The following is a 15,065-nucleotide window of genomic DNA, read 5'->3' as shown; positions in this document are numbered from 1 at the left end:
CGGTTATTCTTTTTTATTCAATTGCGAGTTTGATGCCTTCTTTGGCATATTGCCATTGATCGGCTTTTTTCAGATGAATCATGTCGAACAGAAAATATCCGTCACAAACATTCATACAGGCTTTTACGGATTGTACGATTGCTTGATTTTCTTGTTCCTGCGTAGCTTGATTATTGGTATCCCAGTTTCCTACATCTGGACCTCCGGCTACCATGGGGCATTCTCCTTTTATTTTGTCTTTAGCCAATAAGCAGAAACCTTCCATGGTCCACTCCGTTGTTCCGTGTACCTTTAGCGGTGAAGCATAGGCACCGATCAGAATTTGATCCATACAGGCTGCATAGCCATAATTTTTATATTTGCTTGTCGCCCAGTTATAGTAACGTGAGGTATCATAAGTGGAAGCTGCCCAATTGACACCTACATCATAATAGGTAGAATACCAACCGCCTACATACACTCCAAACTTAATTTTAGAATTGACTCCTTTAACGGCAGTACGTGCTTTCTGCATAAAGTCATAAATCACTTTTGCACGGAATTCCAACCACTTAGTCATATATTTAGGATAGGTGGTAGGAAGACTGGAAGCACTCGGTGTCAAGATGTCCTCCGGGTAGTTTTGGATTTTTATACCTCCCATGTAAGCCTCGAATTGCTTACGGGACTCGTCTGAAAAATCGGTTTGCAAATTAAGGAAGCGTCCACGGTCTAAAAATATACCGTCCAGGTCGTAACCTGCAAGATCCTTCAGTAAGTCACAAAGAAAAGTTTGTACCTCCGGATGGGCGGGATTGAAGAACTTGGTGCTCTCACTGGTATTCATTACACTTGTAATCCCTCCCTGCATGTTCATTTGTGTTGCCCACTCTGCCTTAGACTGGTCTCTATACAATAGTCCTGTTCCTCCGTCAATTTGATTCCCACCGACAAAAGTATTAATGGCAGCATGGATACGAAGTCCTTGTTTGCGTGCTTCGTCAACGAAGGCTTGCAGATAGTCCCATGTTGCCGTTCTTTCTACTTTAGTATAGTTGCTTCCGATCCAGGCATACATAAATTTGACCTGATCTACAAGATTCGTTTTAAATAGAACATCTCCGGTAGTTGGACGTACATCTACTACAATATCAGTGAAACCGGCATCTTTGGCTAAAGCCAGATCACGGGCTATATTTTCTTTGCTATTGGCGAAATCAGGAAAGTTGGCAGCTGCGTCAATCCAGATATAACGGGGCTTGGAGGCATTGGGATTCTCTGTCGGCTCTTTGTCTCCTCCTCCGCTGGTGTCTCCCCAATAATCTTTTGAATCGTTGCCGCCACATGCCATGCACAAGCAGGCAGCTATTCCTCCCATAAATGCTTTTATTATATTCTTCTTGATATTCATTTTATACGGCTTAATAGTTGAAGTAAAAAGCCTGTACCTGAAAGAGGTACAGGCTTTTTGTATAAAGATGGTATTTTACATGTCGATACAGTCACACTGTACACAACCTACATATCCATTGCAGAACATGAAGTATACGTACATATAATAACCGTCATCAGAAACTTTCAACACTACATCACCACAATAATTACCATTCGTATTTCCAAGAATCTTAGACCCATAGTTCCCATTGATTCCCAGACCGGTACTTCCGAAGTCAATAGCCTGAGTTCCTAATGAACCTGATGAAAGATCGAACAGGTATATGTTGTCGGCAGTTCCCCAACTCCATGGATTTACCAGATTCGAAGCTACATATCCCACCTTGTTAAATACAGTATAATCAACTGCATTCGGTACGTAGTTTCCATCAAGTGCCACTCCCTTGTTCTTAATTGTATTTGTTTTTCCATCCATCCAGCATAAGTTGCGTGGCTCGGCGTAGAATGTAGTATAATAATCACTAGTCGGGTCTGTCGGATCAGAATAAATGACATCAGCATTCGTTCCCCATCCACCTATTCCTTGGGCTGTAATGATGTCCGGAGTCTGTGATTTAAGCACGCCATTCTCTACCTGCCAACGGGCAAACTGACCCGAAGTAGCGTAGATTGGAGCGGTGATAATAGCGTTACTGTTCAGGCTGCCACATACTGACAGTTTTCTACCCATAGCCAATGAAGTCGTAAATTCTATATATTTTTCCGGCACTTGGTCGACTCCCGAAGCTTTCCATACGGTAAAGGCCGGTCCGGCATTTGGAGTCAGATTCGTGAACAGGATATTACCATCCTTGTCTGACGTTACATAGAAATTAGTGGTGCTTCCTACAAAGCTAATGTTCATAGTCCCTGCTTTTTCGCCATTCTTGGCATGCAGGTATACAGGGTTCTTATTGCGTTCATTAATGACTACATAATCATTTGTTACAGCAATACCAGTCGTCATATCGGAACTTGAAATTCCTATGTCTGTGAGTTTCTTAGCCCAAATAAGTTTAGCACTGTTTGCTCGTAAGCCGGCAGCAATCTTTTCAGGGATTTCCTTCTTGATAGTATATGTAGAATTTGTTGTACCATTTTGTGCAGTCACAGTAACTTTTTGGTCTTGGTCGTAATCCAATGCAACCGTAGTCGGATCAGGCGAGATCGTTGCTCCGTGAGAGATCGATACATCTGCTAAAACTTCCCCTATACTTTCCAAGCTAATCAGAGAAATTGTTTTGGTACTTTCATTGATGATTCCCGACAGCCCCAGACTCGTAATATTGAATTTTGTAATTGCGCATTCATTGCTCTTGCGAATCTCTGCTACAACTTTATATTCGGTGCTTGTACCCGTCTGTTCTTTCACTGTTATAAAGTTATCTTTCGTCATATCCATAAATAATAATGTAGGATACACATATACATTATTATCCAGATCAGCAATTACACGCATCTTTTTCAGGTCAGATAATTGTAGAACATTATCCGAGAGTTTGGGATAGTTATATGGAAATACAACGGTAATCACATGATTGGTATAATCTATCTCACTGGTGAAACTATTGTCATCACTGTCGTCATCCGGGAAGGATGCTGTCAAATTATTGATTATGTTCCTTTCAACAGTCGGATTGAAATCTTCCGGGCTATGGCATGCGCTCATACCCATCAGAAACACAATGACTGAAACAATTGATAATATTTTATTTTTCATTGTATTAAACTTTTAGTTATTTCCATTCATCATATTGCTCAATTAACGCATTGTTCTTTATTTCAGAAGTCGGTACTGGTAAAACGTATAACTTCTGTGGGAATTTACGATCTTGTCCGTCGCAATCAATGTATTCGTACGTACCATTCGTAATCTTGAGACCGTGGCAGCGATAGTTGTTATATTCAATGTGCGCTAGTTTCCAACGGCGCATATCCCAGAATAAATGTCCTTCGTATGCAAGTTCTACTTTACGTTCGTTGCGATAATCATTGAACCATGCTTCACCACTAGAGGACTTACCTGGCAGATTTACTCCCTGGCGTCCACGGACACGATTCATCAAAGATTGTGCCTCACCGATTTTGTTCAGTCTGTATGCTGCTTCAGCTTTGTTCAACAAAACTTCGGCAAATCGGATTTCTACCCATGCTTGAGAACTTTTGGTTCCTTTGACGTCAATCAGTTTCTCGTCCAACAGTTTGCGTAGGAAGTATCCGGTCGTTGTTTTACCATAAGAGTATGACTGTTCACGGTAAGCCATGAACGCACCGTTTATTCCACCTACACTACAATCCATCACTCTACCTTTCCACGTACATCCACGATAGATAACGGTAGCTGCAAAACGAGGCTCCAATTGATCATAAGGAGGTTCTTCTGTTGTGGTACCATGCCATTTTGTCCAGTCTACTTTATTTCCATTTTTATCTTCATAAGATTCTACCATTTCCTGTGTCGGAGTACCTAACGCACCGAAGTCGTAACCATCGCATTGCGGTACATAATATTGGTCAAAGGTATGGTTCGGTCCGCTATCTTTATTGTAATCAAACTCCAGAATAGCTTCTTTATTATTACCTTTCCAAGCATCTGCATAGTTGTCTACCAAATCATATAATTGTAGCTTTTCTACTTCATCAGCTGCATCATAGGCATCCTGCCAACGCTCTGCATATAGCATAGCACGCGATTTCAATGCATAAGCTGCCCCTTTTGTAACCCGGCCTTTGTTGGCTGCGTCCCATTCTTTAGGAAGGTTGGTTGATGCAAAATCCAAGTCATCTGCGATGAATTGCCAAGTTTCCGCTGCTGTGCTACGTGCTTTATCATTGGAAGTAGGGAGATCATCATATAGAATGACTCCACCATGCCGTTTGGCTAACTGGAAATAAATATAAGCACGGAAGAAGCGTACCTGGGCTTCCCACTTCAGATTCTTGTCATCCGGAAATGTAGAATATTTCTTTTGCATTACCAGAAATTGATTCATCTGGCGAATATTACCATAAGCGAGGTCTTTGTCCCAAATATTGTACAGACATCCATCCGGGCTGATAACATCCGGATTAGTAACATAATTATTGGGGTGTCCTGCTCTGTTTCCCAAAGCTACTGAACCATATTTAAATGTTTCGGTCAAACTTTCTGTTAAACTTCCCGAAAACTGTGATTCACCAAATTGTCCATATTTGTTCAGATATGTGTAGAATGCATTGACATATTTATCCACATATGCTTCATCTTGCCAAACAATTTCATCACTAACGGTCGAGGTTTGCTTTACACCGTCCAGCCAATCATTGCACGAAGTGATACTAAAACCTAGTGCCAGTGCTAATGATATATTTAATAATATTTTTTTCATATGCTTCCGTTTTTTAGAATGTTAGTTTTACACCTAGAGTATATGTTCTCTGTTGCGGATAGTAACCATTATTCACTGCCGGTGATTCCGGGTCAATATTGTATTTGGTAAGTCCGCTGAAGGTTAACAGGTTATATCCTTCAACATAAAGTCTTAATCCTTCTATACCTGCGGGAGTTAACCATTTCTTCGGGAAGTTGTAACCTATTTGTGCTGTTTTCAAGCGCATATAGTTACCATTCCTGTACCAGAAAGTTGAAGAGAAACCGTTGTTGTTACTTGGACCGGAGATTTCCAGGCGTGGAAATTCCGCGTTAGTGTTGTCAGGTGTCCATGAGTTTTCTACCAGGAATGTAGGAGAGTTTCCTCCATGATAGAAAGGTTTCGTAAATGAAGTATTGTCTTGGGTACCTACAGAACCACTAGCAGTGTATTGGCCTGTCAAGGCAACAACATTTCCTAATCCCCATGAGAATAATAAGTCGAAATCAAATCCTTTCCAATTACCGAATAAATTCAAAGAACCAGTATGTTTTGGAGTAGCACTCTTTCCTACATATCCCTGATCTTGTGCTGCTGTAATAATGCCATCTCCGTTTCTATCTACATATTTAATATATCCTGGTAATGCTTTATAGCCTTTTACCGTTGCAGAGTTGGCAATTTCTTCTTCACTTTGGAATAAGCCATTTGCGATAAAACCATATTTTGATCCAATTTGCTTGCCTGTTAAACGTTGGTATTCAGGAGCATTATCAGAATCACCTACGTATTTCAACCAGCGTCCATACGCATAGGACCAAATCAATTTGGCTCCATAGTTGAATTTGTTAATATGATTGTAATGAGTTAAAGTAATATCGAAACCTTTATAATCAGTCTTGTTTACGTTGGCAGAACTGAAATAATACCCGCCTCTTGAAGGTGCATATGCTCCGGTTACAGTAGCTAGTTTATCATATTCATATTTATAGAATACATCAAATTCAACTCCTAATAATCCATTCCACATTGTTGCATCAACACCCACATTATAGTTGAGGCATTGTGCCCATGACAAGTTGGGGTTGCCTAATACAGAAGCATACATCATGGTTTGGCTACTACCTCCAATGATAACTGCATTTTTGGTGATCCCCATTGTATTTCTCCATTGGAAAGCACTAACCCCACTCGTTGCGGTTTTACCAATACCGGCTCTTAATTTTAGATTGTTGATCCAAGGAGCATTGAACCAACTTTCATTATTGATTCTCCAACCGGCAGAAACTCCGGGTAATGTTACCCAACGTTTGTTCATTCCACCAAACAGATAGCTACCATCATAACGAAGAGAAGCTTCCAAGTAATATTTATCATCATAGTTATAGTTCACACGGCCTACGAATCCCGCTACTCTAGTGTGTCCGCTATATCCACCAATAGTGGGGAATTTTTCAGTTCCATTACCTGTTTTATTAGTTATTTGATTAAGTTCATCCAATTGGATAAAGTCCAAACCATAACCGGTTGCACTCAATGCATTACTTTTATTTTCACGGGTTTCAGCCAGGAACATTGCTCCGATGGTGTGCTTGCCAAATTTATTATCATATGTCACACTTGATTGTGTCGTAAATGTATATCCTCGGGAAGCAGACTCACTCAAACTAATTGAATTGCCTGATGCATCCGTTCCTTTATAGTAAGTCAGGGAAGTGCTTTCAATAGTTGGAAGGTTCATTATCATAACTTCATAAGGATTAGTCAGAATCTTACTGAAATTGTACGTTAAGTCGTAAGCCCCCTGAAATTTGAAACTTAATCCTTTCAGCCACGGCGCATCATACTTTAAACTAAAATTAGACTGAATATAAGAATAATTAGATTTACTATATCCGGATTCATTGATAGATGCCAACGGAGCTACAGGAGAAGAAGCTGTTGGGGTGGATACATTATAAACTTTTCCTTCATATTCATAAGTAGCAGGTACATAAGGCAAGGCACGGATAACCTGCTGTGGTACGTTATGCCAATCATCAGGGTTAGCGGAATAACGTGGTGAATCTCTTTTTTCAATACGACCGGATACTCCTAAAGTAAATGTAAGACTTTTGGTTAGTTTAGCATCAATATTGGAACGAAGGTTTAAACGATTGTAACCATAATTATCAATGTTTCCCTTTTCATCCAGATAACCGATAGAAGCAAAGAAACGCACTCTATCACTACCTCCAGTTGCCGAAATGTTATGGTGTGTACGGGTACCGGTACCATATATTTTGTCATACCAGTTTGTATTTCCCCAACCATCAACTCCATCTTTCATCTTCTGTACCATTTCTGCCGTAAATACTTGAGAGTCTCCCTGGAGTTCACGTGCTTTATTATACCAATACGCATATCCCGGACCATCCAGCCATTCCTGTTGTTCTGCATTCTGGCTGAAACCAACAGAACCGGTATAGGTAATAGACATCTTTTCAGCTTTTCCCTGTTTCGTTGTAACAATAAAAACGCCGTTAGCATCCAAACCGTAGACTGCTACAGCAGAAGCATCTTTCAAAATAGATACCGATTCTATTTCATTAGGGTCTAACCCGTTAAAGTCGGCTGCCGTTCGACGGATACCATCAATTACATATACGATGCCTGTTTGTCCGCGCATAGTTAATGTTGCATTGTCTGATCCCGGTTGTCCACTGGATTGTACGGCTGCAACACCGGCAATACGTGCACCAACGATGTTACTAATACTCATTGTCGGAGCTTTAAGTAACTCTTTGTCTGATACAGTGGAAATAGCTCCGGTAATACTTCCACGTTTTTGAGTACCATATCCTACAACTACTACTTCATCCAATGAAGCAACATCATCTTTCATTGTTACTGAAATGAAACGTTGGTTATTTACTTTGATGTCTTGAGTAGTCATGCCAATGTAAGAGAATATCAATACGTCATTATTTCGAGCATTGATACTAAATTTTCCATCCATGTCTGTTATAGTACCACTGGTTGTACCTTTTACAGCTACAGATACTCCTGGTAATGGTTCGCCACTACCATCATTTACCGATCCTTTTATTACGTTTTGTGCAAAACAATTAAACGTGCACATGAACGCAATAAATAATGAGGTTATAAACCTCGGATTCCATTTGATTCTTTTTTTCATTGCATTACAATATTAGATAGGTTTATAAAATAAAGTGTTCACAATATCGTTCGTATAAGTGTCCGGCTTGTAAATAAGCCGAATTAGGACTCATGAAATGAGAAAATTCAAATGTGATTGCATTTTCCATTCCAGCTCTTCGTGCAGCATCTAGTTTTAGTAGTAGTTTTTCCCATTTAATTGGTAGGAAACGAATAGGCATATCCCGATCAAAAGATTCAATGTTTGTCCAACATTTCATGTTATATTTATCTGCTAGTTTCTTGTTTATAACCAGATAATCATATAATTCATGATAGTCTACTTGTCCATCTTGAAAAGCCATAATGTCGACTGCTCCCTTTATATTATCCAGGATTTCATCCCATTCTTCTTCATGTTCTTTCACTGACAAAGCCTTATCTCCTGCCATCACTTGGTCTGTCTTTACTCCATGTATGTATGGAGAAACTAAAGTTTTCAGATTATCAGACACGCTCTTGGCATGTTTTCCCATTTCTGCATAGATTTTAGACATGTTTTTTGTACGACGGCTGATTTCTTGTGATAAATACCAACCTTGGAAAGATTTATGATGACCATATTTTTTCCAAACTTCGTCAATCAGAGCCATGTTCAAATCAATTTCTTTTTGAAATAATCCTTCCTGCCAATACTTTCCGGAGTCATACATTCCAAAATAAAAAGCCATGTTGTACTTATCAGCTAGAGTGAGGAACATTTCAACTAAGTCCACAGGCGGGTAATACACATCTTCTTTCCCCAATAAACATTGAAAAGGAGAAGCAATCCATCTGCCAAGGCCGGCGCGAATCAATACTACAGTATTAATTCCCATTTTTTTCATCGCCTTAAAATCTTTATCCCACTCTTTTGTACCCCAGTTTTGATGTGGAATATCCCAACTTATCTCATCTAGAAAAGTAGCTTTAATCGGCATCCCTTTTAAGGCATTAGGAGTAGCAAATGTCTTTAATGTTTCTTCTTCATCAGATGTCATCTTTTTTATGGGAGTACATGCTGTCAGAAGTTTGCTGCTTGCTAGCAATGAACATGTGGCAAATGCTGTTTTTAGAAAATTACGTCGTCCGTCCATTTTGTCATATTTAAATAAGGGTTTATAAATTTTCCAATACTGTCCAACATTGATACAGTCCTCTTGGCACATGGAAACATCCTTTCCATTTTCCTCCTTTGAGTGGAAGCAACACTTCACCTCTACGGTTCAGGTATCCATACCATTCGGGATGATCTTTATCCTTGAAATGTTTCCATGTGTAGTCATGTACTTTTTTAAACCATTCCAGACACCGTTTATCTTCGGTCAATTGATAACCTTTCAGTAGGGAAATAAGCGTTTCGATATGTACCCACCAGAGTTTCTGATCCCATTCTAATTGTTGGGGAGGACAACCGTTACGATCCATAAAATAATAAATGCCACCGTACTCTTTATCCCAACCATAATTAAGCATTGTAAGGGTCGTTTCTTTGGCTTTCTCTATCAATTCCGGACGATTCAGACGTTTGCCTAAATCCATAATGAACCACATGGCCTCAATCGCATGACCGGGAGTTACCTGACGACCTTCGAAACAATTAACCAAATTGCCATCCATATCTACATTTTCAACAATGATCCCTCCGAGCTCAGGGCGATAGAAAACCTCCATAACTTCGTGAATACAAGTTTCCATTGTTTGTTCTAAATAACCAGGTTCTAATAAATGTTCTATTTCGAGAGCCAGATTACAGAGGATCATTGGCAGAGCAAAATTCTTCAGATTACGTGTTCCCGGATGAAGCTTGTTCCATTTGCCTTTTGGATTATCCACTTTAGACAAGATAATATCGAAAGTTTTCTTGGCAATATCTGCATATTCCTGACTACCTGTAGCCAAGCTTAACTGACCGAAAGCCATGGTAGCAAATGTATACGAGAATATGTTATACGGTTCTACCAATGGTCTACCCGAACGGTCAAGAGAAAAATACCAGTTATAGTTACCGTTATGTCCATATTTTTTCAGGAATTCACCACCCAGAATGGCGCAATCCAACCATTCCTGACGCTTCTCTACTTTGTTGTAAAGCATGGAAAACATCCATACTTCACGGCCTTGTAGCCAGATGAATTTATCTGTATCGAACACTCTTCCATCACGATCCAGACAGGTGAAATAGCCACCATATTCATTGTCTTGCGAATGTTCAAGCCAAAAAGGAAGAACATTGTCCAGTAGTTCATCCTTATACAGTCTCGCTAATTTTTTGAAATCTATAATATTATTTCCATTGATTGGTATGGATAATTCAGCGGTTAAAGAGATGTCTGCTGAATGACCAAGGTTATTCTTAATGTTCATATTTATAAAATGTTAGTTTATTGTTATTAAGGTCTTTTATTTTACTATTCCGAACGGGTCCAGTATCTTTCAATCTCCTCCAGCGACTTCCCGGTAGTCTCCGGCACGAGTTTCCAGACAATCAGCATATACGGCACGCACATGAGGGCGAACAGGAAGAATGTTCCGGCGGGGGTAAGGTTCTGGAGCATCCATGGGGTCAACTGTCCGATCAGGTACGTTCCGATCCACAGAGCGAATCCTGCTATCGACATGGCCAGTCCGCGAACCTTGGTGGGATACATCTCCGAGAGGAGCACGAACACCACGGCACAGATAGACACGGCACAGCAGAATACATAGAACAGGAAGAAAACGAGCAGGAAGAGGCTGGATACTCCCAAGGAATCTCCGAAGAGGAAGTACAGGCCGATGAGAATCAGAGAAACAACCATTCCCGAAACTCCGTAATAAACAAGTTTCTTGCGGCCTACCTTATCAATGATGACAAGAGCCAGAACGGTGGTCAAAGTATTGACTAGTCCTACCAGAACTTGGTAAAAAAGAGAATCTCCTCCTGAAAGTCCTGCGTTTTCAAAGATAGAAGGGCCATAATAAAGTACTGCGTTCACACCCATAAACTGTCCTAAAATCGCAATACACACACCGATAATAACAGCTTTGAAGATTCCAGGCTTCATCAATAAAGACCATTCCGATTTCGTTTCAGAGGTCAGTACAGATTTCGTTTCCTTTAATTGACTTTTCGCTTCAGTAATTGAATTATATATCTTCTCTAATATATTTATAGCTTTCAATTCCTTACCTCTTACAATTAGCCAGCGAGGGCTTTCCGGAATAAAGAATATGATAATGAAGAATAAGATTGCCGGCAATGTTTCCATACCCAACATACCTCTCCATACTTCAGTAATAAATACTTTATTCAACCAGTCCACACTTAATTGAGTTCCACTCTCTGCCCATGCTAATAATTGATAATTAACCAAATAGGCACCTAAGAAACCTACCGTTACAGCCAACTGATACAATGACACCAAGCGTCCTCTATACTGCGCTACAGCTAGTTCTGATATATAAAGAGGAGAAACGATGGAAACAACCCCTATCCCTACTCCACCTATAATCCGATAGATCACTAATTGAGTAAAATCGGCGCATAGAGCACATCCTAAGGCTGATGTAGAAAACAATACGGCTGAAATAACCATCGTAAGTTTTCTTCCTAACTTATCACTTAAGATTCCTGCAAAAAGAACACCCACAATAGAGCCTACTAAAGCACATCCTACATACCATCCCTGTTGCAACGTATCTAATTGAAATAGTTGAGTCACCTGGGCAATTGTCCCCGATATAACTGCGGTATCATATCCGAACAAAAAACCTCCCAATGCTGCCACAACGGAAAGAAATATAAGATAACCGAAATTGATTGTAGACTTCATCATATTTATTTTATTTCAAAATATTCTTTATATCTGTCATATAAATGCCCTGCTTGCAGGTAGGCTGATTGCGGACTCATAAAATGAGAAAATTCAAAAGTAATAGCCTTATCATATCCGGCACGTTTGGCGGCTTCCAACTTCATTCGAAGTTTATCAAACTTAATGGGTAGAAAACGAATAGGCATATCACGATCAAAAGATTCAGCATTTGTCCAACATTGCATACCATACTTATCTGCTAATTTTTTATTGACAGAGAAGAAGGCATCCAGTTCATCATAATCAATATGACCATCTTGAAAAGCACATGCATCTACCACATCATGAATTCCATCAAAAATTTCATCCCATTCTTTTTCGTGTTGTTGTACAGAAACGGCATCTTCCCTTGTCATTTTTGTGGTTCCCATTATTGCTTTTTTTCCATCAATCCAAGGAGATATAAAAGTAGGTAGCCCATTGGATACATCTTTACATTGTTTACCCAATGTATGGAAAGCACCAATTGCTCCTTTTGTTGCCCGGCTAATCTCACCACTGATGTACCATCCTCCAAAACTTTTATACTTGGAACCATAGTTTTTCCAAATCTCATCAATCACATATTTATTATCTTCCACCTCCCAAGTCATATCTCCTGTGTCCCAGTATTTGCCCGAATCGTATAGTCCAAAATAGAATTTCATTCCGTACTTTTCAGCCAAACGCAAAAACATATCTACCAAATCAACAGAAGGCATATAACACCCCTTCTTCAGCAGATAAGGAGAAGGAAAAGTTACAAATTTACGATAACCCGAACGGATCATTATTACCGTATCAATTCCTATATTTTTCATATGCTGAAAATCCATGTCCCATTCTTTCTCACCCCAGTTTTGATGTGGAATATCATGTGAAATCTCATCCAAAAAAGTTCCGGTGATTTTTAATCCATTGTTTTTAGGAACAATGAGTTTACTTTCCAAACCATCAGCTACCACTACTGTACTGGCACTAGCCTTTGAAGTACAAGATTCAAACAAAGTTGGTACAGCCAAAGCTGATGCACCAGCTAATGTCGCTTTTTTTAAAAAATCTCTTCGATCTAATGTTTTCATATTAGTTTAATTAAAACAGCAGTTAACACTTATATTATCATTACCTATTGAATATACTGTCCTGTAATATCTACTTTTTTATTATTGAAAGGATCTAATATCTGATCAATCAAAATTGCCATTTCACTTCGTAGAATATCTCGATCCATATCAAAATTCTTCAAATCAAATTCATTCCATATCTCTTCTACTCTACCCTCCTTTATTTCGATACCTTCTTTTTCGGCAATCTCTCCTATCATCTCTGTAGCTTTCTGAATTGATATGGTGTTATTACCTTCAATAATTTGCTTATTGACAAAGGGATAGACATCACCTAATCCTTCCAGTTCATTCGCCAATAACAAAGTATCTGCTCTGAACCACATTTGATTAGCCCAATCGACACTTTTACCTATACCCTTCAAAATTCCTGTAGAGCCTACACGTTGCAACGATTTAAACATCGGATGACCTATTGCAACATCTAAATAAGGCAATAAATATCCTTTCGCGTCCAATATTGCATTTTGCACTTCACGAACAGACACCTCGCTAATACTCTTATTTTCTTTCACTGCAAGGGCTGCCAATGCTCCCGCTGCCTGTCCGATCTGCATTACCATAGGTTGTAGACGAGTGGTACCATTAATTATATTAGAAACAGATATTGATTTTTCAGCAACAATCAAGCCTTCAACATCTTTCGGAATCAGAGTTCCTAAAGGTAAACCATACGAAGGTATCGGATGAAAATAGAGGTTAGGCAATTCTTCATATCCATGATAACGGGTATGATGATGATCCACTGGATAATTTCCAACAGCAATACAGGTGCGATAAAGTGGTTGGGACTGGTTGAACGGTTCACAAACATGATTTAAATTAAAACGAACCAATCCATGAATTCTTCTTGACTCCCTATGATAAGGAATAAATGGCAGTTTGTCGGCTGTAGGATATTCATCATCAGCCAATCCCAATGTATTAAAGCCTAACTCATGTTGCAGGAAATAGACAAAGCACATTGTATAATGTTTTGCAAATTTCAAAGCCTCTTCACGTTCCTCACGGGTCATTTCGAGTAGGTTAATGTAATAATCATTGCCTTCTATCGGCCAGTTAATCATATACTTATTATTGGGAAGCTTTCCATAAGTTATCATCATTTCCTTAGACCACACACGATTCTGTTCTTTAGGCGTGATACAAACAGGATTGGAACAAGCACAAGCAAATTCATCTTTATTATATCCTTCAGGGCAAGGAATCGTCATATCCTTACCATAATCTTTCAAGATTGCAACGTATGTAATATCCTGAATTATGTTATTTTTCTCTTCCGGAGCAATATCTTCTTTAGTATCGTGGCGACTTTCCATGCCGATATCATATTTCACACCGCACATTTTTGCTATATCACCCAATTCCGTACCATCAATCAAAATTTTAGCGCATACTTTTTTAATCGTATGATCCTTCATCTGAATTTGAGCAATCCAAGAATCATCTTTTCTTTCCAATTTTACCAGAGTAGCATTATGCCATACTTTTAAGTTTTTCTCTACGCCAACCATCTCATGGAAAATTTTATTTCCAACTGAAGGTTCAAATAATACTCCACTCACCCAACCGGTTTTTAAAGAATCAAGTCCTCCATAATAATCAGCTAAATGTCCGCGAAACTCACCAAACAAACCAGCCGGCAAATCATAATTTCCATCAACAGCACTTACACCTGCGGAAGTTAGCATTCCCCCCAACCATTCTGTTTCTTCCACTATTAATGTCTCAGCTCCCATTCGCGCAGACTGAATACCAGCAGTTACTCCACTGGCACCCCCACCAATAATTAACACATCAACAGAATCATCAGAACGAGAGCATGCCGTGAAACATAAAGCAAACAATAGACACAAACCTAAAAAATAGTTTCTCATACTAAACTCATTTAAGGATACAGACTTTTATTAATAATATCACGGCACAAATATAGCTATATTTATTAAATAAACAATAGATAATAAAATATTTTATTAATAAAATCGTTATTGACAGCATAATTAATTAATAGAAGGGGAAATTAGTTCACAAATCATCATATTCCATTTATTATACCCATAATCGATCACCCTTATATTATCCTGTATATAAACTCATTAGATAGCATATATAAAGTATGGCATCCAAGATATTCTAATTTTCAAGGTTCTAAAACCGTAAATTAA

Annotated in this window: 9 protein-coding genes; all 9 read right to left on the bottom strand. The window is 39.0% G+C overall.

Features of this window, described 5'->3' with window-relative positions:
- Positions 1-13 precede the first annotated feature (13 nt).
- Positions 14-1,390 carry an alpha amylase family protein gene (locus NQ505_RS15565; protein ID WP_232293007.1) on the bottom strand — a complete coding sequence of 459 codons (1,377 nt, stop codon included), beginning with the start codon at positions 1,388-1,390 and terminating at the stop codon, positions 14-16.
- 75 nt (positions 1,391-1,465) lie between these two features.
- Positions 1,466-3,133 carry a DUF5018 domain-containing protein gene (locus tag NQ505_RS15560; protein WP_008999237.1) on the bottom strand — a complete coding sequence of 556 codons (1,668 nt, stop codon included), beginning with the start codon at positions 3,131-3,133 and terminating at the stop codon, positions 1,466-1,468.
- Positions 3,134-3,149: 16 nt separating this feature from the next.
- Positions 3,150-4,781: a RagB/SusD family nutrient uptake outer membrane protein gene (locus NQ505_RS15555; RefSeq protein ID WP_008999236.1), complete on the bottom strand. Its 1,632-nt coding sequence runs from the start codon at positions 4,779-4,781 to the stop codon at positions 3,150-3,152.
- Between the two features lie 13 nt (positions 4,782-4,794).
- Complete coding sequence (locus NQ505_RS15550; RefSeq protein WP_008999235.1) at positions 4,795-7,941, bottom strand: SusC/RagA family TonB-linked outer membrane protein; 3,147 nt, start codon at positions 7,939-7,941, stop codon at positions 4,795-4,797.
- A 22-nt stretch (positions 7,942-7,963) separates the two neighbouring features.
- Positions 7,964-9,037, bottom strand: coding sequence for a DUF4434 domain-containing protein (locus NQ505_RS15545; RefSeq protein WP_008999234.1), 1,074 nt, complete (start codon positions 9,035-9,037; stop codon positions 7,964-7,966).
- 22 nt (positions 9,038-9,059) lie between these two features.
- A complete protein-coding gene (locus tag NQ505_RS15540; RefSeq protein WP_032853607.1) occupies positions 9,060-10,223 on the bottom strand; it encodes an AGE family epimerase/isomerase in 1,164 nt (387 codons plus the stop codon).
- Positions 10,224-10,351: 128 nt separating this feature from the next.
- Positions 10,352-11,755, bottom strand: coding sequence for a sugar porter family MFS transporter (locus tag NQ505_RS15535; protein WP_032853606.1), 1,404 nt, complete (start codon positions 11,753-11,755; stop codon positions 10,352-10,354).
- 5 nt (positions 11,756-11,760) lie between these two features.
- Entirely contained in the window at positions 11,761-12,858 is a 1,098-nt protein-coding gene (locus NQ505_RS15530) for a DUF4434 domain-containing protein (RefSeq protein ID WP_008999231.1), read from the bottom strand.
- A gap of 44 nt (positions 12,859-12,902) precedes the next feature.
- Positions 12,903-14,777, bottom strand: coding sequence for an FAD-dependent oxidoreductase (locus tag NQ505_RS15525; protein ID WP_008999230.1), 1,875 nt, complete (start codon positions 14,775-14,777; stop codon positions 12,903-12,905).
- Between the last annotated feature and the right edge of the window lie 288 nt (positions 14,778-15,065).

Origin of the sequence: Bacteroides sp. D2, from assembly GCF_025147085.1 — a bacterium.
Classification (GTDB): Bacteria; Bacteroidota; Bacteroidia; order Bacteroidales; family Bacteroidaceae; genus Bacteroides.
The sequence above is the reverse complement of the archived record's forward strand: the minus strand, read 5'-3'. Positions and strand labels throughout refer to the sequence as shown.